General features: G+C 56.5%; 17 protein-coding genes. 6 read left to right on the plus strand and 11 right to left on the minus strand.

Annotated features, from left to right (window positions below; genetic code table 11):
- Positions 1-5: 5 nt before the first annotated feature.
- The gene (locus A6R74_RS09430; RefSeq protein WP_064234257.1) at positions 6-683 is read right to left on the minus strand and encodes a response regulator; all 678 of its coding nucleotides are present in this window, start codon (positions 681-683) and stop codon (positions 6-8) included.
- Positions 684-812: 129 nt separating this feature from the next.
- Here A6R74_RS09430 and exaC point away from each other — a divergent pair, with 129 nt between their 5' ends.
- Entirely contained in the window at positions 813-2,333 is a 1,521-nt protein-coding gene (gene exaC, locus A6R74_RS09435) for an acetaldehyde dehydrogenase ExaC (RefSeq protein ID WP_064234258.1), read from the plus strand.
- 123 nt (positions 2,334-2,456) lie between these two features.
- Positions 2,457-3,485, plus strand: coding sequence for an alcohol dehydrogenase AdhP (gene adhP, locus A6R74_RS09440; protein ID WP_064234259.1), 1,029 nt, complete (start codon positions 2,457-2,459; stop codon positions 3,483-3,485).
- Between the two features lie 73 nt (positions 3,486-3,558).
- Here the strand turns inward: adhP and dauA are convergent, their stop codons facing one another.
- From dauA to A6R74_RS09455, 3 genes are all read right to left on the minus strand, one after another.
- Positions 3,559-5,319, minus strand: coding sequence for a C4-dicarboxylic acid transporter DauA (gene dauA / locus A6R74_RS09445; protein WP_064234260.1), 1,761 nt, complete (start codon positions 5,317-5,319; stop codon positions 3,559-3,561).
- A gap of 152 nt (positions 5,320-5,471) precedes the next feature.
- The gene (gene betT / locus A6R74_RS09450; protein ID WP_064234261.1) at positions 5,472-7,520 is read right to left on the minus strand and encodes a choline BCCT transporter BetT; all 2,049 of its coding nucleotides are present in this window, start codon (positions 7,518-7,520) and stop codon (positions 5,472-5,474) included.
- A gap of 203 nt (positions 7,521-7,723) precedes the next feature.
- Positions 7,724-8,146, minus strand: coding sequence for a hypothetical protein (locus A6R74_RS09455; protein ID WP_064234262.1), 423 nt, complete (start codon positions 8,144-8,146; stop codon positions 7,724-7,726).
- A gap of 162 nt (positions 8,147-8,308) precedes the next feature.
- On the opposite strand from A6R74_RS09455, the gene A6R74_RS09460 reads away from it, so the two are divergent.
- The gene (locus tag A6R74_RS09460; RefSeq protein WP_064234263.1) at positions 8,309-9,259 is read left to right on the plus strand and encodes an alpha/beta hydrolase; all 951 of its coding nucleotides are present in this window, start codon (positions 8,309-8,311) and stop codon (positions 9,257-9,259) included.
- Between the two features lie 15 nt (positions 9,260-9,274).
- Here A6R74_RS09460 and A6R74_RS09465 read toward each other — a convergent pair whose 3' ends face one another.
- The 5 genes from A6R74_RS09465 to A6R74_RS09485 all read right to left on the minus strand — a co-directional run bounded on the left by A6R74_RS09465 (position 9,275) and on the right by A6R74_RS09485 (position 16,452).
- Entirely contained in the window at positions 9,275-9,775 is a 501-nt protein-coding gene (locus A6R74_RS09465; protein WP_064234264.1) for a hypothetical protein, read from the minus strand.
- A gap of 166 nt (positions 9,776-9,941) precedes the next feature.
- The gene (locus A6R74_RS09470) at positions 9,942-10,637 is read right to left on the minus strand and encodes a response regulator (RefSeq protein WP_064234265.1); all 696 of its coding nucleotides are present in this window, start codon (positions 10,635-10,637) and stop codon (positions 9,942-9,944) included.
- A gap of 72 nt (positions 10,638-10,709) precedes the next feature.
- Complete coding sequence (locus A6R74_RS09475; protein WP_064234266.1) at positions 10,710-12,116, minus strand: ATP-binding protein; 1,407 nt, start codon at positions 12,114-12,116, stop codon at positions 10,710-10,712.
- On the minus strand, positions 12,116-15,241 hold the full coding sequence (locus A6R74_RS09480) for an efflux RND transporter permease subunit (protein ID WP_064234267.1): 3,126 nt from the start codon (positions 15,239-15,241) through the stop codon (positions 12,116-12,118). The genes A6R74_RS09475 and A6R74_RS09480 overlap by 1 nt, the downstream gene beginning before the upstream one ends.
- Positions 15,238-16,452 (minus strand): efflux RND transporter periplasmic adaptor subunit, encoded by a 1,215-nt coding sequence (locus tag A6R74_RS09485; protein ID WP_064234268.1) that lies wholly within the window; start codon positions 16,450-16,452, stop codon positions 15,238-15,240. The genes A6R74_RS09480 and A6R74_RS09485 overlap by 4 nt, the downstream gene beginning before the upstream one ends.
- Before the next feature lie 230 nt (positions 16,453-16,682).
- On the opposite strand from A6R74_RS09485, the gene A6R74_RS09490 reads away from it, so the two are divergent.
- Positions 16,683-17,273 (plus strand): TetR/AcrR family transcriptional regulator, encoded by a 591-nt coding sequence (locus A6R74_RS09490; RefSeq protein ID WP_064234269.1) that lies wholly within the window; start codon positions 16,683-16,685, stop codon positions 17,271-17,273.
- A gap of 26 nt (positions 17,274-17,299) precedes the next feature.
- Here the strand turns inward: A6R74_RS09490 and A6R74_RS09495 are convergent, their stop codons facing one another.
- Positions 17,300-18,103 (minus strand): helix-turn-helix domain-containing protein, encoded by an 804-nt coding sequence (locus A6R74_RS09495; protein ID WP_064234270.1) that lies wholly within the window; start codon positions 18,101-18,103, stop codon positions 17,300-17,302.
- Positions 18,104-18,292: 189 nt separating this feature from the next.
- Between A6R74_RS09495 and A6R74_RS09500 the strand changes: the two genes are divergently transcribed.
- Complete coding sequence (locus A6R74_RS09500; RefSeq protein WP_064234271.1) at positions 18,293-19,177, plus strand: alpha/beta fold hydrolase; 885 nt, start codon at positions 18,293-18,295, stop codon at positions 19,175-19,177.
- Positions 19,178-19,212: 35 nt separating this feature from the next.
- On the opposite strand, the gene fabF is transcribed toward A6R74_RS09500, so the two are convergent.
- Positions 19,213-20,484 carry a beta-ketoacyl-ACP synthase II gene (fabF, locus tag A6R74_RS09505; RefSeq protein ID WP_064234272.1) on the minus strand — a complete coding sequence of 424 codons (1,272 nt, stop codon included), beginning with the start codon at positions 20,482-20,484 and terminating at the stop codon, positions 19,213-19,215.
- 88 nt (positions 20,485-20,572) lie between these two features.
- On the opposite strand from fabF, the gene A6R74_RS09510 reads away from it, so the two are divergent.
- On the plus strand, positions 20,573-21,214 hold the full coding sequence (locus tag A6R74_RS09510) for a TetR/AcrR family transcriptional regulator (protein ID WP_064234273.1): 642 nt from the start codon (positions 20,573-20,575) through the stop codon (positions 21,212-21,214).
- The last annotated feature ends 113 nt before the right edge of the window (positions 21,215-21,327 follow it).

Genomic DNA, 21,327 nt, shown 5'->3' on the forward strand with positions numbered 1-21,327 from the left:
GCAGCCTAACGATCACGGTTGGCCCGGTGAAAGCTTAGATCCTCCTCGCCTGCGATAACGATCGCGTGAACCCGGCTAGTGGCATTCAGCTTACGTAAAATCGCCGAGACATGGGTCTTAACGGTGGTTTCGGCAATCAACAGCTCCCGGGCAATATGCTTGTTCGACATGCCGGTTGTCATGCACGCCAATACCTCTAACTGCTTATCCGTTAAGCGCGCTAAGCGCTCGCTGGACGTCGAAATTTGGGCGACGGGTTGTGCCAAAGCGGCGCGCGGCGCTGGGCGGCGCATAACATCGGGCGGTAAATAAAGCTGACCCTCAAGAATCTGCGTTAGTGCGGCCAGCAGTGTCTCCCGTGGAGTGGATTTGGGAATATAGCCCACCGCGCCCAAGGTGATCGCATCGAGCACCAGCTGGCGCTCTTGATGCGCGGACACAATCGCCACCGGCAGCCAGGGAAATTTCTCGCGCAGCTGCGTTAGTCCCTCCAGCCCCTCGGCATCCGGCAGGCTTAAATCCAGCAGCAGCAAGTCTAACTCGGTGTGCGCTTCAATCAGCGCTATGGCGTCAGCGAGACTATCTGCTTCGAGTAGCTGGCTACCTGCCAAGCCCCCGCTAATCACGGCTTGCAGCGCGTCTCGGAACAGCGGATGGTCATCCGCCACCAACAGGGAATACATGGCGTCTCCTACCAAGGGATGAGGGCTAATCCTGCCATCGGGCTATATCGCCATTTGCTTTAGTGAACAACACTGTCAATGCACCTTAAAAAAGCACCTTTAATAATCATAATACTCAGGAGCATGACAATGATCTACGCCAACCCTGGTGAAGCCGGTTCTGTGGTGTCATTTGAAAAACGCTATGGCAACTATATCGGTGGCGAATTTGTCGCCCCGGTGAAAGGCCAATACTTCGATAATATTAGCCCCGTCAACGGTCACGTTTTCTGCGAAATTCCCCGCTCCACGGCAGAAGATATCGATAAAGCCTTGGATGCTGCCCACAAAGCGGCACCTGCCTGGGGAAAAACCTCCGTTCAAGAGCGCAGCAATATTCTGCTGAAAATCGCCGACCGCATTGAGCAAAACCTGGAAATGCTTGCCGTTGCGGAAACCTGGGATAACGGCAAAGCAGTACGCGAAACCCTCAACGCAGATCTTCCGCTGGCGGTTGATCACTTCCGCTACTTTGCGGGCTGCTTACGCTCGCAGGAAGGCACAGCGGCGGATATCGATGCCAACACGGTGTCTTATCACTTCCACGAGCCACTGGGCGTAGTGGGCCAGATTATTCCCTGGAACTTCCCAATTCTAATGGCGGTTTGGAAGCTGGCGCCTGCACTGGCGGCGGGTAACTGCGTGGTCTTAAAGCCGGCTGAGCAAACGCCCGCGTCAATTTTGAAAGTGGCCGAATTAATTGGTGATCTTTTACCGCCTGGCGTACTCAATATCGTCAATGGCTTTGGTGCTGAAGCAGGTCAGGCGCTGGCAAGCAGCAAGCGCATCGCCAAAATTGCCTTTACCGGCTCTACGCCGGTTGGCTCGCATATTCTTAAATGCGCGGCGGAAAATATTATTCCTTCCACCGTAGAGCTAGGCGGCAAATCCCCCAATATTTACTTTGCCGATATTATGAACGCAGAACCGACGTTTATTGATAAAGCGGTAGAAGGCTTGGTGTTAGCGTTCTTTAACCAAGGCGAGGTATGTACCTGCCCCTCTCGCGCGTTGATTCAAGAGAGCATGTACGAAGAGTTCATGGCCAAGGTGATCGAGCGCACGAAAACCATCAAGCGCGGTAATCCGCTGGATACCGATGTACAGGTGGGTGCCCAGGCTTCCCAAGAGCAGTTCGACAAGATCATGTCGTACATGGATATCGCTCGCGACGAAGGGGCGGAGTTCCTCACCGGCGGCAACAAAGAGACCATGGACGACAGCCTTAACAGCGGTTACTACATTCAGCCCACGCTGTTGAAGGGTACCAACCAGATGCGCGTTTTCCAGGAGGAGATCTTTGGCCCGGTAGTGGCAGTAACCACCTTCAAAGACGAAGAGGAAGCGCTGGCGATTGCCAACGACACCGAGTTTGGTTTGGGCGCAGGTGTGTGGAGCCGCGATATCAACGTTGCCTTCCGCATGGGCCGCGGCATCCAAGCCGGACGAGTCTGGACGAACTGCTACCACCAGTATCCCGCCCATGCAGCCTTCGGTGGCTATAAGAAATCCGGTGTTGGCCGCGAGACCCATAAAGTGGCCCTTGAACATTACCAGCAAACCAAAAACCTGCTGGTCAGCTACGACATCAACCCACTGGGCTTCTTCTAAGCGTTCTGCTAGCCATACCGCCCGGTACATTCACCGGGCGTTTTTGTCAGTCCCCCTGACGCTGACTCTACCGATAAGAGCCGTTGTTAAATGGCCGTATTGACAACTATTAGGAGTTGGATCATGGATAGCACAATGCGCGCCGCGGTGGTTCGTGAGTTTGGCCAGCCGTTGGTCATAGAAGAAGTCGACGTGCCCCGCCCCAAGCAGGGCGAAGTGTTGATGAAAGTGGCGGCCTCTGGGGTTTGCCATACCGATTTACATGCCGCCCATGGGGATTGGCCGGTGAAACCCTCGCCGCCGTTTATTCCCGGCCATGAGGGCGTTGGGCATATCGTGGCGGTGGGTGCCGGTGTCACCCATGTCAAAGAGGGTGATCGCATCGGCGTACCCTGGCTCTACTCGGCCTGCGGCTACTGTGAACACTGTTTAGGTGGTTGGGAGACGCTTTGCGAGTCCCAGCAAAATACCGGCTACAGCGTTAACGGTGGGTTTGCCGACTATACCTTAGCGGATGCGGACTATGTCGGGCGCTTGCCGGATGCCATCGATTTTATCGAAATAGCCCCGGTGCTGTGTGCGGGTGTCACAGTCTATAAAGGCTTGAAGATGACCGATACCCGCCCCGGTCAGTGGGTGGTGATTTCGGGTATTGGTGGCCTGGGTCATATGGCGGTGCAGTACGCTAAAGCGATGGGGCTGAATGTGGCGGCTGTCGATATCGATGACAGCAAGCTAGCCTTGGCCGAGCGCTTAGGCGCTACGGTGACGGTTAACGCCATGAAAACCGACCCAGCTGCCTACCTGAAGAAGACCATTGGCGGTGCTCATGGGGCACTGGTTACCGCAGTATCGCCGAAGGCGTTCGATCAAGCGCAGAATATGCTACGTCGCGGCGGCACGCTGGTGCTCAACGGCCTACCGCCCGGCGACTTTCCGCTGCCGATCTTCAGCACGGTGCTCAACGGCATTACCATTCGTGGCTCTATCGTCGGTACGCGCAGCGATTTGCAGGAAGCGCTGGACTTCGCCGCCGAAGGCAAGGTTAAAGCAACGGTTGCGACCGACACGCTGGACAATATCAACGACGTTTTCCAGCGCATGATCGACGGCAAGATCGAAGGCCGTATCGTGCTTGATATGGCGAGCTGATAGCTGGCTATATCAGCAACCAGGGGAGGCAACTCCCCTTTTTAATGCCGACGTTTTCATTGCACCGCCGCTATTAAGTTCCCGCGGTTACCTCGCTGCTATATCTCCGGCCCAACCAACGTCGCGACATGCGCTCAGCGTGGGCAAGGTGGCTGACGACCGCTAACTTACCCGCTTCGCGCTTAATGCCCGCGCGTTTAATTTTCAGCGCCATACGCGGTGGCAGCCCAACAAATATAACGCCTACGTCTTGCTCGCCCAGTTCCCGACGCAGGCTGTCCAGCGCCACCATGGCGGTGGTGTCCAGGCTGGGCACATCGCGCATATCCAAAACGACAACTCGAACGCCGTGATCAATCACCCGCAGCGTGGCAATCGCCTTTTCTGCCGCACCAAAAAATAGCGGGCCACTGATTTTGTAGAGTGCTACTTCGGCGGGAAAGTGTTGGTCGGAATCGGGTGTGGCTAAACGCTGGGTATGGGTTAGCTGTGCCATACGGCGGATAAATAGTGCCGCCGCAAGGCCAATACCGACGGCCACCGCGATCACCATGTCGAAAATCACCGTGAGGGCAAAGCAGATCACTAGCACTGATACATCGCTGACGGGCGCGCTTTTCAGCGTATGTACAAAGTGGCGTGCTTCGCTCATGTTCCAGGCAATGATAAACAGCAGGGCAGCTAAGGCGGCCATGGGCACATACCCCAGTACACCCGCCAGCGCGACCACGGCAAGTAACACCACCAGCGAATGCACCACCGCGGCGACAGGTGAACAAGCACCGCTTTTGATATTGGTCGCCGTGCGGGCTAGGGCTGCCGTGGCGGTAATGCCGCCAAAGAAGGGCACCACCATATTGCCCAGCCCCTGACCAATCAGCTCCGCGTTAGGGTCATGACGGGTGCGGGTTAGGCCATCTGCTACCACGGCGCATAGCAGCGACTCAATGGCCGCTAAAAGCGCAATCGCCAGTGCCGGGCCAAGCAGCGCCTGAATCAGTGCAAAGTTGATCTCAAGTGGGGTGCCATCCGCGCCGGGTAAATGCCACGGCGCGGTAAAACTAGGCGCAAAGGGCGGAATGCCACTGCCGCTCTCACCCTCGAACTCCCAGCTAAACCGTGAAGCGATGGTATCGACTTCCACACCACTCATCAGCAACAGCGCAGCCGCCACCGTGCCCACCGCTAAACCTACCAGCGGGGCAGGTACGGGCGTATTCAAGCGGGGCCAGATTAACAGCGTCGCTAGGGTTATAAGCCCAATACTGATCTCTGCTGGTGAAAGTGTGGGTAGCGCCTGGCCAATCAGCATTAGGTTCTGCAGGGTGCTATCGCCAAGCTCGACCCCGGATAAACCGAGAAAGTCCGGCAGCTGTAATAGCGCAATCACCACGCCGATACCCGCCGTAAAGCCAAGAATCACTGGGTAGGGCACGTACTGAATCAGGCTGCCCAACCGAGAAAGCCCCAGTGCGACCAAGATAGCGCCCGCCATCAGCGTGGCAATCAGCAGCCCGCCCAGGCCATGGTTGGCCACGATGGGGAATAGGATGACCACAAAGGCGGCGGTGGGGCCGGAGATATTAAACCGCGAACCGCCGGTTAAGGCGATCACTGCCCCCGCAACGATGGCAGTGTAAAGCCCATGTTGGGGCGGCACACCGGTGGCGATTGCCAGTGCCATGGAAAGCGGTACTGCCACCACGCCAATCGTTAGCCCCGCCATCACATCACGCTTTAATTTGGCCAGCGTATACCCTTCACGCCAAGCGCTGACTAGCGCACTGCCAGGCAGCGGAAAAACGTAACCCGAAGAGCGATGGGCGCGGGACATGGAGCCGTCTCCTAAGAACAGTGAAAACAAGCCATTACGCTACGCCTGCGGTGAAATTTGCACAACAAGGCGTTAGTCGCGGGGAGAATTCGCGCAAAAAAAATCCCGGCACGCAGGCCGGGATTCGTCTTTTAGATTAAACGCTAACGCCGTTACATCTGCGAGTCTTCCGGCGGTTCGCCGATGGTGCCAGGCATTGCCTGCACATGGCCCATCTGCTGACCCGCCAGCGTCAGGAAGTGCAGGTGGCGCTCATACTCGGCTACTAAATCACCAATTACCTGACCACGGGTATAGCCGTTAAGGTCTTTATCCTGTCCACCTTCTGCCAGGTACACATCCAGACGCACATAAAAGTCATCGTCCGCCGGTATAAAGCTCGGCGTGCGCATGCGGTGAGGGCAGACTTGGTAGACAAAGCTGGTCGCTTCGCCGAAGTCGACCTGGAGCATCAGGTTAGGTAGCGATTCGCCCTCAACGTGCTCTTCGGTCACATTGGCGGTCTGGCCACGGCTCTCAAGCTCCTGGGCAAACTGGGTCATGGCCGGGCGAATAGAGTGTTCAAGGGTTGCCGCCGCACCGGCTCGCGTGGAGGTATCCAGGGCGCGATCCAGGCGCTCCTTCCAATCGCCGCCAGGGGCACCGCCGGCAATCATGCGGCGGGCATCGGCTTTTTTGCCTTCCAGTTTCAGCGCTTTATACATACCCACCATCACCGCAAAAATAACCAGAGAGAAGGGCAGTGCCGTGATAACGACAGCGCTCTGAAGTGCGTTTAAGCCGCCGGCCATGAGCAGAGCAATAGTGATCAAACCGATGACTGCCGACCAGAAAATACGCAGTTTTACCGGCGCATCGTGGTTGACGTCACTCAAAATAGACGTGAAGTTAGCCAGCACAAGCGCACCGGAATCCGCTGAAGTAATAAAGAACACGATACCCAAGACGGTGACCACCGCAGCGGTAAGACCTACATAGGGGTAGTACTCAAGCAGCGTGTAGAGCGTGGTTTGCGGGGTGTTAAGTGCCTGCTCACCCAGTTCGACAACCCCTTGGTTGGCCACCAGCTCTATACCGCTATTACCAAACACCGACATCCACACCATCATAAAGGCGAGCGGAATAAACAAGGCGCCTGCGACAAATTCACGAATGGTACGGCCACGGGAGATGCGCGCCAGGAACAGACCAACGAACGGTGTCCAGGCAATCCACCAGCCCCAGAAGAAGATCGTCCACCACATTTTCCACTCTTGGGCGCCTTCATCGGCAAAGGCGTAGGTGTCAAAGCTGGCACCGACAAACCCTGATAAATAATCACCGGCGTTATTAACCACTTTATCCAGCAGTACCAGCGTGTCGCCTGAAAAGAGTACAAACAGCATCAGCGCCAATGCCAACAGCATGTTGAACTCAGAGAGGCGACGAATGCCTTTTTCAACGCCGGTCACCACAGAAATCGTCGCTAATACCACCACCAAGACAATCAAAATCACCTGCACGGTGAGCGTTTCCGGCACGCCGAACATATAGGTAAGGCCGTAATTGAGCTGCATCACCCCAATACCCAGGCTGGTAGCAATGCCGAACACGGTGGAGATCACGGCTGTAATGTCGACAGCGTTACCAATGGGGCCGTGGATACGCTTGCCCAGAATCGGGTATAGCGCGCTACGAATCGCCAGCGGCAGGCGGTGACGGTAGCTAAAGTAGGCCAGCGCCATACCCATCAACACGTACAGCCCCCAGCCGGAGAGCCCCCAGTGCAGATAGGTTTGAACGACGGCGTTACGCATCGCTGCCTGACTCTCCGGGGTTAAATCCGGCGGTGCCAAATAGTGGGCAACCGGCTCGGCAACGCTGAAGAACAGCAGGTCGATACCGATACCCGCGGCGAACAGCATGGCCGACCAGGAGAGCAGCGAAAACTCAGGTCGTGAGTGATCAGGCCCCAGGCGGATACTGCCAAAGCGCGACATGCCAATCGCAATGACGAAGACCAGGTACGCCACAATGGCGAGCATGTAGTACCAGCCAAAGGTTTTGCTTACCCAAGCGAGGCCAGCATCAAAAAAGGCACCGGCTTGCTCTGTAAACAGCATAGTGAGCACAAGGAAGATGACAATACCCGCCACACTGCCGTGGAAAACCACGGGGTTGAGGCGGTCTCGGGAGGGGAGGGTGGGGTTGTCTTTCGCCATGCAGGCGGACTCCTGTTGTTGAAAGATGATTTTATTTTGAATGAACGTTCAAATAAAATACGCGATTAAGCGTCCTCCTTCAAGTTAAGCCCCCCTATTTGAGTTGAATTAGCGTGAAGTTAGCAATGCGCTGACGAACGTGCAGACGCAAAAACGCCCGGGAATACCGGGCGTTGGCTCGATTTTTGATGATTTACCCGCGTTTATTCACTGTCAGCACTCTCGTCTCTATCACCACTGTGGTGGCCACCCTTGCCATGTTTGCCACGATACTCTTCATGGGCTTCTTGCATGGCATTGCGCAGCGCTTCCTGCTCTTCTTCGGTGAGAATCTCGGCCACCCGCGCGTGATGCTCTTCACGCAGTGCCTGCATGGCTTCGCGATGTTCGGCGTGTGCTTCATTGAGCTCAGCCTGCTTCTCTGCTGAGATATCTGCGCGCTCGTACACCTCTTGGCGACGCTCCTCCATGCGCTCTTCCATACGTTCGCGATCAGGGCCTTGGCCTTCATGGTCACCGTGGCTATGCGCTTGAGCGGTAAACGCTAATGGCATAATGGCGATAGCCAGCAGGGCAGGGGCAAACAGTTGGCGAATTGAAACTTTGCTGGCGTTTGAAGTTTTCATAAATTCTCTCCTGGTGAGTTGACGATGCCAGTATTACCAGTCGGCGTGCAAACCGTTTGCAGATAGTGTGCAACAATCATGATCTTATTGGCTTGCTGCAGGTCGTAGTTAGTCGTTGAGAGTGGTAGGTGAGGGGTCACCTATTTATCCAGGAGATGCATAATGTCGCGTACCAAGCTAATTCGCGAGTGGCAACAGCATGGAGTGCTTCCCACCCTACGCCGTGCTACTGGCCTTGGGGCGGTTGTATTATTGCTGAGTGGCTGCAGCGCTGCCCAGCACGTTAGCCAAGGTGAACCCGCTGTTGAGAGCAGTGCGCTGCGTGCCCCCCAGCCCTTTACGCGCTTGGCGCCAAGAGTGTACACGCCAGAAGCGTGGCCCCAGGCGTTAATGGCTGACGTTTATCTCCCCGACGACCCGAGCGATGTGCGGCGACCTGCTGCCTTAGTGGTACATGGCGGCGGCTGGCGCAATCGTACGCCAGAAGATATGCATGGCATCGCCGAGCAGTTAGCCGGGCAAGGCTACGTGGCAGTGAATATTGAGTACCGTTTTGCGCCTGAGTATCGCTTCCCTAGCCAACTGCATGATTTGCAGCAGGCGATGGCCTGGATTCACGGCAATGCCGACGAGTGGCAAGTAGATACAAGCCGCATTGTAGGGGTGGGGTTTTCCTCTGGCGCGCATTTAGTAAGTTTACTGGCGGTGGCAGGAGCAGAAGGGCCGCTGTCCGAACCTTACGGTGGCGAGCAAAGCCGTTTAGCCGCGGTATTGGCTGGAGGGCTGCCGAGTGATTTGCTCAAATTTGATGATGGCCGCTTGGTCGTCGATTTTATCGGCGGTACCCGCGCTGAAGAAAACGAAGCGTATCGCCTAGCCTCACCCGCACGGCAAATTACCCCTCAGGCGCCGCCGTTTTTTCTGTTCCACGGCAAGTGGGATCAATTGGTGCCGGTGGATCACGCCACAGACTTCTACCAAGCACTGCAGGACAACAACATTGAAAGCGAGCTGTATCTGCAGCGCTGGCGCGGCCACATTACAAGCTTCCTGCTGCGCGGTGGCGCCATTGAAGCGGGCATCGCGTTTCTTAATCGGCAGGTCAATCCTTAATGCCCCTTAACTTCATCAAGCCATGGCCAACGACACCATTTCGATAACAGCGCCATCATCAAGATCCATCTGAGCGACAAGTTTGTTTAGTTGGCCCATGGCTTCTTGAAGAGCACTATTAAGGCTATTGATTTCTTGTTGCAGAGCGTCGAGTTTTACTTGGCGCTGTTCATCGCTCAGGGACTGGTCGCGCATAACATCTTCCAGTTCCTGCTGTTTCTCTTTTAATTTTTCTCTATATTCAACAATTCGCTTTAGTAGCTCCTTAATTTCCATTGGAAAATCACTTTCATCAATTTTGGCGTTCTTCGCTTCCTGGGTACTGCCAGCCTTTTCTGAGGCAGAGGCGATGCCTCTGGCTAGGGGTGACAGATCCAAATGAATGCTGGTATCGGCTTCCTTTGGGACAGCGTTAGACGCGGCCGGTGTTGACGTTACTTTCTCGACACTTAACGGCTCACTACGTAAAGAATATGCATCTAAAGAGGCACTTCCGGTAGATAAAGAGATGGTCATGGCAATCTCTCGATAGTATGAAAGGCTATGTAAAGCAGGCGCTATGGCGACTGCACAGGCTAGCTTAGGGAGATGGGTTCTAAGCAGGCTAATAGTGTTATCGACAGTTTGAGACGATACTTTAGCTTACGCTGATAAGGGTGAGTATCTCGCCTAGCTAATAGCCTTACCCCTCCGGCTGATACTTATAGCCTACACCGTATACCGAGCGGATAATTTCCAGTTCAGGGAGCGCTTCGTGTATTTTCTTGCGCAGCTTTTTAATGTGGCTGTCCACGGTGCGCTCCGAGACGATGCGATTGTCACGATACATGTGATCCATCAACTGTTCACGACTGAAGATTCGCCCCGGCGCCTGCATCATCACCCGCAGCAGCTGGAACTCCACTGCCGTCAGGCCTAAGTCCTGCCCGTGGGCAAGCGCCTGCCAGCCATCTTCGTTTAGTACCACCGGTGCATTTTGCACCTCAGCAGGGGCATCGGCCGCCGCTTGGCTGCGGCGAAGTACCGCCTTAACCCTGGCCACCACTTCCCGGGGGCTGAATGGTTTGCAGATGTAGTCATCGGCACCCAGTTCCAGCCCTAGCAAGCGGTCAACCTCTTCTACCTTGGCGGTGACCATAATGATCGCAATGCCCGGCCACTGCTGGCGTATTTCCCGGCTTAGGGTAAGACCATCTTTGCCTGGCAGCATAATATCGAGTAGCACCAACGCCGGGGAGTGGTGCGCCAGCCACGGCATTACCTCATCGCCGTGGCCTAGGGTCGTCACCTCAAAACCATGCGTGGTTAGGTAGTCCGCCATGAGGCGGGCAATCTTCGGTTCATCCTCAACAATCAGTAAAGAGGTAGCGTGCGACATAGCGGTAGACTCGCTTAACAGTGAACGTGAAGGCGTGGATTAACGGCTATTTAAATATGAGTGCTTGGTACATTAATCTGTTTTTAACAGTGGAAAATGCAGCGTCCAACGTAGCCCACCTAGCGTTGAGCTAGCGGGCGTCAGCGTTGCACCGTGTGCATTGACTAGGGCGCTGGCGATAGAGAGCCCCAACCCGCTGCCGCCGCTGGCACGGCTGCGGGAGCCTTCGACGCGATAGAGCCGCTCGGTCAAGCGGGCTAATTCACCCTCCGGCACGCCAGGCGTACTGTCTTCCCAGATGACGACGGCCATTCCCTGCTGAGCGGTAAGCGTGACGCGTAGCTCACCCGGCGGCTGGGTATAGGCGCAGCTGTTATCCAACAGGTTGTTCCACAGCTGGCGGAGGCGCTGGGCATCGCCACGAATCATAATGCCAGGTTCAATCTGTTCGGTCAGCGTTAACCCGCTTTCGACCAACCAGCGGTCGGCGTCGGCCAGGCGGCTGGCGAGGCAGTCGCTTAGATCCATCGGCGCCAGCTGGATATCCAGCGCGCCCGCGTCGCTCTGCGACAGCAGGCGCAAATCCGCGACTAAGCGCTCTAGCTGTCCCACCTCTTGGGCGAGGGAGCTTAGGTTCTCCTGGTTTAGCGGGCGAATGCCATCCTGCATGGCTTCGATCTCGCCGCGCAGCACCGCCAGCGGCGTGCGCAGCTCGTGAGCGGTGTCAGATACCCAGCGGGCGCGGGCATCGCGGCTAGCTTCCAGCGTGGCGGCAAGCACATTAAAATCCCGCGCCAAGCGCGACAGCTCATCGTGGCCACGTTCAGGCAGTCGGGTGCGATAGTCGCCTTCGGTAAGGCGCAGCGTGGCGCCCGCCAGTGCTCGGGTGCGCCGCCCCAGCCACCAGGAGAGACCGCCCGCCAACAGCAGTGAAGCAATGCAGAGGGAGACCACGATAAGCACCAGGTTGCGCTGCTGTCGCTCCAGAAAGCGACTCTCCATGCGCTCCATCATTTCTCGGGGAGGTCGAAAACCCAACGAGCCGATATGCGTATCACCGCTATGCAGTGTCAGCCAATGCCAACTGCCCGAGCCTTCCCGCCCACTTCTGGGCGGTACTACAAAACGGCCATCCGCTGCGCGCAGGGTGAAGTCACGCGCCTCGCCAAGTGGGGAAGGTCGGTCGCGGTGCTCTTGACCCAGTTCAAAGCGGACAATAAATGGCCAGCGTTCCGGTGACTGCTCCAGCCACTCCCAGCTTTGCTGAGTTTCCCAGCGTGTGACGAGTCCGTCAGCCAGCAATGTGGCGCGGCGCTCCTGGGCCTGGTTGAGGTAGTCGAGAAAGCCGCGGTCAATACTGTAAGAGACGGCCAGAAACATGCTGGCTGAAATCGCCACATTGACGCTGAGAATAATCACAAACAGCTTGAGCCCTAGCCGGGAGGGTCGCCATTGACGTATGGCGGTTAGTAAGGCCATCAGCGGACTCCCTCTGTTTGGCGAGGCTCTTTTTTAGTTGGATCAGGCTGGCGCGGCGCGCTGAGCCGTTCGCGAACATTCTCCATACCCAGATATAGGCAGGGCACCAGGATCAGCAGGATAACCGTGGCGAACAGCATGCCAAAACCTAGCGAAATTGCCATGGGGATCATAAAGCGCGCCTGCCGCGAGGTTTCCAAAATCATTGGCGCCAAGCCGAGAAAGGTCGTCAGCGTGGTCATCATAATTGGCCGTAACCGGCGAGTGGCCGCCGCCACAATGGCTTCCCGGGGGGCCATGCCTTCGCTGCGTTTTCGGTTGGCGTAGTCGATCAGCACTAGTGCATCGTTAATCACCACCCCGGAGAGCGCGAGCATCCCCAGCAGGCTGATAATTGAAAGCCCGAAGCCCATGATCATATGCCCAGCGACGGCGCCGACAATGCCAAAGGGGATCGCGGCCAGCACCAACAGCGGCTGTAGATAGCTTCTGAAGGGAATAGCGAGCAGGGCATAGAGCGCCGCAATCATTAACCACATTGAGGTTTTTAGCGTGGCTAGGTTGTCGGCGGTGTCCTGCTGACGACCGCCCATGCTGACTTCCAGCCCTGGCCAGGTTGCTTCCAGGTTGGGGAACTCCTCTTCCTCTAGCGTGGCAAGCACTTGATTGATGGCTAGATCACTTTCCGAGTCGGCGGTGACGGTAATAATCCGCCGCCCGTTAATGCGTTCAAGGCTGCTGGAGGCTTGGCTGATGGTAATGTCAGCGACCCGCGATAGCGGTACACTCAGCCCATCGGGCGTGCGCACCGGCATGCGGTAAAGCTCGTTCAAGCTGTCGCGATTATCGTTGGGCAAACGCACCTCAACGCTGATTTCGCTGCGCCCTACGTATTGCTCAAGCGCGGTGGCGCCCTGGAGCGGGCCGCGCAGGGCCTGGGCTAAGTTATTACCCGTGAGTCCCAGGGCGCGGCCCTCGGCAGAAAGGCGCATCTCTAACTGCGGTTTGCCGTCGCCCAGCCCACTGTCGATATCCGTGAGTCCGTAGCCGCCCAGTGTTTCCGCTAGCCGTTCGGCGGCGGCTTCAAGTACCTGGGTGTCCGGGTGGGAGAGTCGCAGGCTGAGCGCCGCGCCACTACCAGGGCCGCCGACGTCGGCTTCAAAACGTACCGACTGAGCACCAAGCAGATCGCCAGTGAGATCGCGCCACTCGCGGGCAATCCGCGAGGGTGGCCAAGCTTCCAGGCTCTCGCTAGCAATATCCAACCGTACTTCCAGGCTTTCGCCGTCCAGGCGGCTGCGTGAACTGCTGAAGCTGAGGGTCTCTTCGCGCTCGCTGAGGGCCTCGGCGGCGTCGAGTAGCTGTTGGCTTAGCTCGCGGCTAACGCTGATATTGCTGCCAATGGGCAGGGTGACCGTGGCCTGTACCTGATCCGATTCAACCCGAGGCATCAGCGAAAAGCCCAGCCGCCCGCTCATCGCCCACGAGAGCGCGATGAGCAGAATCGCGATTCCCAGTGAAATACTCAGCAGGCGTTGGTTAAGGGCGCGCTGCAGAAACGGCTCGAACTGGTGGTAGGTGAAGTGGTGCAAGCCGCCCTGAAGCCGCTGGCGCAGCGCTTCAAGGGGGCGCTGCCACGCCGGGGTTTGGCGGGGTTTACGGCTATGTGCCAGGTGGGCGGGCAGAATCACCAGGGCTTCCAGCCAGGAGATTAAAAAGACGGTGACAACGACCACCGGCACAGTGGCAAAAATCAGTCCCAAAAAGCCGGGTAGAAATAGCAACGGCAGGAAGGCGACGATATTAGACAGAATCGCAAAGGTGAGCGGGGTGGCGATTTCGCTGGCGCCTTTGACCGCCGCATCGCGCAGCGAATAGCCCTCTTCACGGTAGCTGTAGATATTCTCGCCAACGATGATGGCGTCATCGACGACAATCCCCAGGGCGATAATAAACGCGAACATCGACATCATATTGAGCGAGACGCCGATCCAGGGCAGAAACAGCATCGCGCCGAGAAACGCCGTTGGAATGCCCAGGGTGACCCAGAATGCTAACCGCGCTTCCAAAAACAGCGCCATCAGTACCAATACCAACGCTAGCCCCATCCAGGCATTTTTTAGCAGTAGACTGAGGCGGTCTTCGTATACTTCTGAGCTATCTCGGGAAATGTCCAGACTGACGCCTTCGGGCAGGTTCGCGCGCAGGCGCTCAAGCTCACCGTTGACCGCTTCCGAGATACTGGTCGGGGTTTGGTCGCCAATCTGGTAAACGTCCACAGAGAGGCCGGGCTGGCCGTTATAAAACTCCTCGCGGTCGGTTTCGGCAAAGCCATCGCTGACCTCGGCGATATCCCCAAGCGTGATGGGCGTGCCTTGGGTGCTGGTCAGAATCGGCAGTTCGGCAAAGGCCTCGGCGCTGTTACGCCGCCCCTGATAGCGAATCAGCCATTCGCCTTCGGCCGTCGTGAGCTGGCCGCTGGCAAGATCTAACGCCTCTTCGGCGATGCGGCTGGCCAATTCTTGGTGGTCAAGGCCATAGCGCTCAATGGCCTCTTCGTCCAGGTAGACTTGAATCTCCCGCTCACGGTTGCCGGATAGCTCCGCACGGGAAATGCCGGAGGTGGCTTGGAGCTCGCCACGTACATCTTCGGCCGCGTCGTGGAGTGCTTCCAGGCCGACTGGGCCGTAGACCTGCAAGCTCAACACGCTGCGAGAGCGCCCAGCAAGGGTAAAGCGTGGCGGGTCGGCAGCGCTGGGCAGGGTAGTGATGGCGTTTACCGCCTGTTGAATATCCTGATAGGCGCGCATCACATCCACGCCGTCAATCAGCGTGGCGTTGACGCTGGCGCTGCCTTCACTGGCGGTAGCGGTCAGCTCATCAATGCCTTCTACATCGGCAATGGCGGCTTCCATCGGTAGCAGCAGGCTCTGCTCCACATCTTCCGGCGTGGCGCCGGGGTAGCTGATAGTAACTTGAACGATTTCGGTGTCGAATTCGGGGAACACTTCTTTTTTAATCGCCAGCGAGGCCATTAGACCGCCGACGATAAACAGCACCATCAGTAAGTTGGGGGCTACCCCGTGATCCACCATCCAAGCTAACGGGCCGCGTGGCACTTTCATGACTTATCTCCCGGTTCATCTTCCGCTTGAGCCGGGGTGTCGTTGGGGCGGCGGATGCGTACTAGCTGACCCTCCCGGGGCTGAGCCAAGCCCGCGGTGACGACCTGCTGGCCGGTTTCCAAACCGCTACGAATCAAAGCGTCATCTTCACCGCGGAAAGCCAGGGTGACCGGCGTTCGACGCAGGCGATTTTCCTCATCTACCCGCCACGCCACGTCGCCTGGGCGCAGAGCCGCAGACGGCAGAGAAATAAGCTGCTCCTGAATAGCCGGTTGAAATGAGGCGCGCAGAACATCACCCAGGCGCAGGGCAGGGCCGTCGGTCTCCAGGGCGAGCGGGTCGTTAACGGCGATCAACAGTTGAGCCTGCAGGCCATTCTCTTCCAGGCTAGGCAGCATCGAGACCAGTGTCCCTTGGCGCGTGGCGCCTTCGGGCCAGCCGCGGCTGGTTAAGGTGACGGTAGTGCCCGCTTCCAACCACTCAGTCCACTCTGCAGGCAGCGAAGCGCGCACCCAAAATTGCTCGACACCCACAAGGTGCAGCACTTCTGTTCCTTGGCTGAGCAGGCTACCGGCGCCTACCAAGCGTTCTTGCACCATGGCTCGCCAGGGTGCGGTGAGGGTGGCGCGCTGCACATTGAGCGCGGCCTGGTCGCGTGCCACTCGCGCTTGGGTGACCTGAGACTGGGCTTGGCGCAACTGCGGTTCGCGCAGTACCAGCGCCCGCCGTTCGGCAGAGAGCTGGCGGCCAAAGGATTCGTACTCACTACGGGCCCGCTGCTGCTCTGCCTGCTCAAGTGCTAGCTGCGCTTGGGCGTTGGCTAGCTGCGCCTCGGCATCTTCCAGGGCTAGCTGTAAATCGGCTTGGTCAATATAGGCTACTGGGGCTTGCTGCTCGACCACCTGACCGGGCACAACGCCATCAGCGAAACGCTCCAACTGTCCCGCCACGCGGCTGGCCAGCATGGTCTCCTGCTCTGCTTCAACACGGCCAAAACCGTATAAGTTCGGCGCCTGGGCACTAGCGTTCACCGTGACAACATCGACCACACTAGGCAGAGGCTCAGGCGGTGGGGTACGCTCTATACGCGGCGGCTGGGTAATAATCCACCATGCCAGCGCCAATGTGGCAACAAGAATCAATAATGCAACCACGGCACCTAAACGAATGCGGCCATGTTGATGCGTAAGGTCATAGCGAGAAAGAATCATTACCGCGCGTCATCCATTGGGAGCGAAAATTCCAGAAAAATAAGCGTATGATGCTAGCATCGCGCATCGTTAAGCAGCCATTAGTCAAACAATGTGCAAATAACATGCAACTGCCACTTAGCTTGGTATCCGCTGGTTTGGTTTTAGCTTAACTTGGCTTTTATTCACTTGGTTCTCTCTTTTGGTTCTTTCACTTGAAAGCAATAGACTGACTGGTCTACTTTAAGATTATGAAAAACAACGCAACCCGTGACAAACTCATCGATAGTGGCGCCCAGTTGATTAGTCAGCAAGGCTATAATGCGACGGGCATTAATGCCGTGTTAAAAACCTGCGGTGTGCCTAAAGGCTCCTTTTATCACTACTTCTCCAGCAAAGAAGATTTCGGGCTGGCGGTGATCGAACGCTTTGCCAACCGCTATGATGAAACACTGGTAGCGCTGCTGGAAGATAGTGACACGCCTCCACTCGAACGCCTAAGACGTTATTTCGCGGCAGGGCGTGAGCATATGCATGAGTGCGACCATGCCACGGGCTGTTTGATTGGTAACCTGGGCCAAGAACTATCGGGCCAGAGTGATACCTTCCGTGATGCGCTAAATCTCGTCTTTCAGCGCTGGGAGCAACGCTTTGTGCACTGCCTGAAAGATGCCCAGGCGCAAGGAGACATCGCCATCCACACCACGCCGGAAGCCCTTGCCAGCTTTATTCTTACCGGTTGGGAAGGCGCTATTCTACGTGCCAAGACGTTGAAGTCCGTCGAACCCATGGTGCACTTTGAAACGATATTGTTTCAGCAGGTGCTGGTGCCGTCGCCTTAGCGCTTCTCTCGCAACTCACTTGTGCTCTAGTGGCGAGCACGGAAGTGATGCTCTTCAGCGGCCACATCGTTTCGGGTTGCGGCTATTAGGGCATCATTGAGCGAAGGATCATCTAGGGCTATTAAACCGCACTGGGCCAGCGCTTCGCGTAGGCTGACCTGTTCATCCAGGCGCTGATACACCACCCGAACACAGCAGGGCATGCGCTCGCTGTTATCTGCCACGCCCATTTTCAGACCGGTTAAACGCGTCACCTGGCTCTGAAAACTCGGAAATAGAATCGTCTGAGTGATCTCATGACCGTTAAGGGTTTCGTGATCGATTAAAAAGAGCCGATCTGCAAGTTTCACCGCGGTGCCCACATAGCGGTTGTGACATGAGCGGGCGCCGGGTACGGTCTGCATCCGCTCGGTGCGCTGATAAACCACGCCACCTTCACGCTGTTCTAGGCAAACCAAGGTACGCATTAACTGCCCCGGCCGGGACATTGAGTGATAAAGCTCAAAGTAGCGGCCAATATAGCGCTCCATGCCTTCGCTGCCGCGCTGAACCAGCGCGTTAGGCCAAGGCAGCGTTGCAGGGGTTGCTTCTCTATTGAGCTGGCCGGTTTGTACTAGGGCACGAAAATCGTGATGGGGGAGCGCGATGTCCTCCGCGCTAACGCCAAAAAAGTGGCAAATACGCTGAAGAGCGGCGTGGCTGGGGTGATAGCGTCCACTCAGGTAGCGGTTAAACTGAGCTCGGTTGATCGCTAAACGCCGACATACCTCAGCAATTGACGGATAGTAGCTGCAGAGCAGGCGCAGGTTGGCCACGAAATCGTCATGCATGGGTGACTCGTTTCTCTTGGTGTCGTGGCCGCCTAATGTGATGCTTTGTGCTAAAGAGTGCAATGCTTTCCCACTGCCGGATCACCCTTGCCGTCGCGGCTCCCTGGCGTAAAAAGCTATGCTATATAATAGATAGCTACATTACTAATAGGCACAGCAAAAGCTTTTACAGCAAACCAGGAGTACGCCATGTTTCATGGGTTTGAAAAATTGCAGCGCCAGGTTAACGGCGTCGAGATCGCGTTTCGCAAGGGCGGCAGTGGGCCTGCGTTACTATTGCTTCACGGCCACCCCCAGACCCATGTAATTTGGCACAAAGTCGCGGAAGAGCTGGCCCAGCACTTCACGGTGATAGCGGCGGATCTGCGCGGCTACGGCGACAGCAGTAAACCCGACGATGACCCTGAGCACATCAATTATTCCAAACGCGCTATGGCCAACGATATGGCCGAGCTGATGAGCGCGCTCGGCTTTGAGCGCTTCAAGGTGCTTGCCCATGATCGCGGTGCACGGGTAGCCCACCGTTTAGGGGTTGACCACGCGGCGCGCGTCGAGCGCATGGTGCTGCTGGATATAGCCCCCACACTGGCCATGTACCGCGGTACCACGGAGGCCTTTGCCCGCAGCTACTGGCACTGGTTCTTCCTGATTCGCCCTCAGCCGCTGCCGGAAATGCTGATCCAGAGCGACCCTGCTCAATACCTCAAAAGCGTAATGGGTGCCCGCAGTGCCGGTATGGCGCCTTTCTCCTCGGAAGCGCTAGCGGAATACGAGCGCTGCCTCGCGCTCCCCGGTACAGCCGCCGGTATATGCGGCGACTACCGCGCCAGCGCCACGATTGATTTGGCGCATGATCAGGCGGATATCGATGCGGGGGTAAAACTCACCTGCCCGTTAAAAGTGATGTGGGGCGCTGAAGGGGCTATTGAAGCCTGTTTTGATGCGCTCGGCGAGTGGCAAAAAGTGGCCACCGATGTAGAAGGCAAAGCGCTTCCTTGCGGTCACTATATTGCCGAGGAAACCCCTGAAATATTGCTTGAGGAAGCGCTGCCGTTTTTACGTCAATCAGGATGATGGCTGACGGCAGATCGGTTTATATACTTTCGCCATTAACGTTCCATACTGCTAATGATAAGCGCTGCATTGACGCCACCAAAACCGAACCCGTTGCACAAGACATGCTGGGTAATGTGCTTATGATGAGTTGCCGTGACGAAGGTTAAATCCTGCATATCCGCATCGCAGTGCTCAAGATTGATGGTAGGTGGCAGTGTCTGCGTATTGACGGCCAATACAGAAAAAATACTCTCTATGCCCCCCGCTGCACCTAATAAATGGCCTGTGGCGGCTTTCGTTGCCGAAATCGGGATGGCGGGCAAGCGCTCACCGAATACATTACGCAATGACGCAATTTCAGCCCGATCGCCAACGTGGGTCGAGGTGGCGTGGGCATTGATGTGATCAATAGCATCAGTAGATAGGTTCGCCATCCCTAGCGCTGCTTGAATCGCTGCGGCTGCGCCAGCCCCATCTTTTGGGCCTGCCGTCAGGTGGTAGGCATCCGCGCTGGTACCGTAACCACTAATCACCGCTAACGGCGTGGCACCCCGCGCGAGGGCATGGTCAAGGGTTTCGATCACCATAATGCCAGCGCCTTCTCCCATTACAAAACCGTTACGGGCTTTATCAAAGGGCCTGGACGCGCGTTCAGGGGCGTCCGCTTCTGTGGAAACGGCCTTTAAGGCGTTAAAGCTGGCGAGCGAAAGAGGATCAATGCACGCCTCGGCACCGCCTACCAGGGCAACATCGGCTTCTCCATTGCGGATGATGCGCATACCGTCGCCAATCGCCTGTAGCCCCGCTGCGCAAGCCGTTACTGGACACCCCAGTGGGCCTTGAAAGCCATAACGAATCGACAGATTGCCAGCAGCCAAATTGGCCAGAAAGGCGGGTACCGTGAAGGGGGAAAGTTTGCGATGGCCGCGCTCGGCAAGGGTTTTTTGCGCTTGAGTAATGGTAGGGAAACCGCCAATGCCAGAGCCAATAATGGTCGCCGTTCGACGTTTTTGCGCTTGCTCAACGGGGAACCAATTGGCTTGTGCCAGTGCCTCTTGGGCTGCCGCTAACGCATAAAGGCTGAACAGATCCATTTTGCGCTGCTCTTTGGGGTCGGCTATCTCATTCAGGTCAATTCCGCCACTGGGGTCATGGCTAATGCTTGGCACCACCCCGGCAATTTTGATCGGGATATTGCTGGTGTCAAAGCGCTCAATGGTGCTGATGCCAGACTGGCCGTTAACCAGTCGCTGCCAACTTGTATTGACGCTATTGCCTAGCGGGCTGACCATGCCCATGCCGGTAATCACGATAGGTGAGTGCATAGTGACTCCTAATTTATTGATATGGTCACCCTAGCAAGGGGCAGTATATGATCAAGATAATATTTAGCTGACGCACGACGAGGTGAATATGCCTTACCCCAAAAGCCATAAATCGAAAACCAAAGAGCGCATTTTGGCTTCGGCGACAGAGCTATTCAGCCGCAATGGGTTTCAAAAGGTGTCGATTGGCCAGATCATGAAGCTAGCGAAGATGACCCACGGCGCCTTTTATGCCCATTTCGCTTCAAAAGAGGCTCTTTACCATGAGTCTGTTCGCCTGACCATTGATAACAGCCGGGCGGCTAGATTGGTAAAAGGCCCGCTTTCGTTACAACACCTTACCGAATTAGTCGCCAACTACTGCAATCTCCAAGAGTTGGAAGCGAAGCATAAGCCGGGGCCTGAAGCGGTACTGTTCAACGAAATAGGCAGTGAAAAAGCAGAAATCCGCACCCTGTTTGAAGCGTCATATATGAGTATGAAAAAGATGCTTGAAACCCGGTTGATAGCGCTGAGTAAGCTGAAGCAACTCCCCTTTGCCACTGACCGCAACGCGATTGCTGATAAATCCCGGGTCATATTGGCCTCCTTGATAGGCGCTGTCGCCATTGCCAAGAGTTTGCCGGGGGAGGCAGAGCGAAAGCAGGTGTTGATAGCCACACAACGCCAGATTTTACTAATGCTCGGGGTCAGCGAAGCTGAGGCAGAGCGTATGATGCAAGCACAGTAACTCCTGCCTCTACTGAAATAATCTCTTAAATGCCTTAGAGCAAGCGCTGCTGTTCTTACCCAGCTTAGGGTAGGCGGTTCGAGAGACTCCCCAAGACGAAACGGGTAAAAAAC

Origin of the sequence: Halomonas sp. ALS9 (assembly GCF_001651035.1) — a bacterium.
GTDB lineage: Bacteria > Pseudomonadota > Gammaproteobacteria > Pseudomonadales > Halomonadaceae > Vreelandella.

Coding starts and splice junctions, on each gene's coding strand:
- A6R74_RS09455 (WP_064234262.1), bottom strand. CDS start 8,146: ATGAAAACTTCAAACGCCAGCAAAGTTTCAATTCGCCAACTGTTTGCC.
- dauA (WP_064234260.1), bottom strand. CDS start 5,319: ATGTCCCGCGCCCATCGCTCTTCGGGTTACGTTTTTCCGCTGCCTGGC.
- A6R74_RS09495 (WP_064234270.1), bottom strand. CDS start 18,103: ATGCATGACGATTTCGTGGCCAACCTGCGCCTGCTCTGCAGCTACTAT.
- A6R74_RS09500 (WP_064234271.1), top strand. CDS start 18,293: ATGTTTCATGGGTTTGAAAAATTGCAGCGCCAGGTTAACGGCGTCGAG.
- fabF (WP_064234272.1), bottom strand. CDS start 20,484: ATGCACTCACCTATCGTGATTACCGGCATGGGCATGGTCAGCCCGCTA.
- A6R74_RS09470 (WP_064234265.1), bottom strand. CDS start 10,637: ATGTCGCACGCTACCTCTTTACTGATTGTTGAGGATGAACCGAAGATT.
- A6R74_RS09490 (WP_064234269.1), top strand. CDS start 16,683: ATGAAAAACAACGCAACCCGTGACAAACTCATCGATAGTGGCGCCCAG.
- A6R74_RS09485 (WP_064234268.1), bottom strand. CDS start 16,452: ATGATTCTTTCTCGCTATGACCTTACGCATCAACATGGCCGCATTCGT.
- A6R74_RS09465 (WP_064234264.1), bottom strand. CDS start 9,775: ATGACCATCTCTTTATCTACCGGAAGTGCCTCTTTAGATGCATATTCT.
- A6R74_RS09475 (WP_064234266.1), bottom strand. CDS start 12,116: ATGGCCTTACTAACCGCCATACGTCAATGGCGACCCTCCCGGCTAGGG.
- exaC (WP_064234258.1), top strand. CDS start 813: ATGATCTACGCCAACCCTGGTGAAGCCGGTTCTGTGGTGTCATTTGAA.
- A6R74_RS09480 (WP_064234267.1), bottom strand. CDS start 15,241: ATGAAAGTGCCACGCGGCCCGTTAGCTTGGATGGTGGATCACGGGGTA.
- A6R74_RS09460 (WP_064234263.1), top strand. CDS start 8,309: ATGTCGCGTACCAAGCTAATTCGCGAGTGGCAACAGCATGGAGTGCTT.
- A6R74_RS09430 (WP_064234257.1), bottom strand. CDS start 683: ATGTATTCCCTGTTGGTGGCGGATGACCATCCGCTGTTCCGAGACGCG.
- adhP (WP_064234259.1), top strand. CDS start 2,457: ATGGATAGCACAATGCGCGCCGCGGTGGTTCGTGAGTTTGGCCAGCCG.
- betT (WP_064234261.1), bottom strand. CDS start 7,520: ATGGCGAAAGACAACCCCACCCTCCCCTCCCGAGACCGCCTCAACCCC.
- A6R74_RS09510 (WP_064234273.1), top strand. CDS start 20,573: ATGCCTTACCCCAAAAGCCATAAATCGAAAACCAAAGAGCGCATTTTG.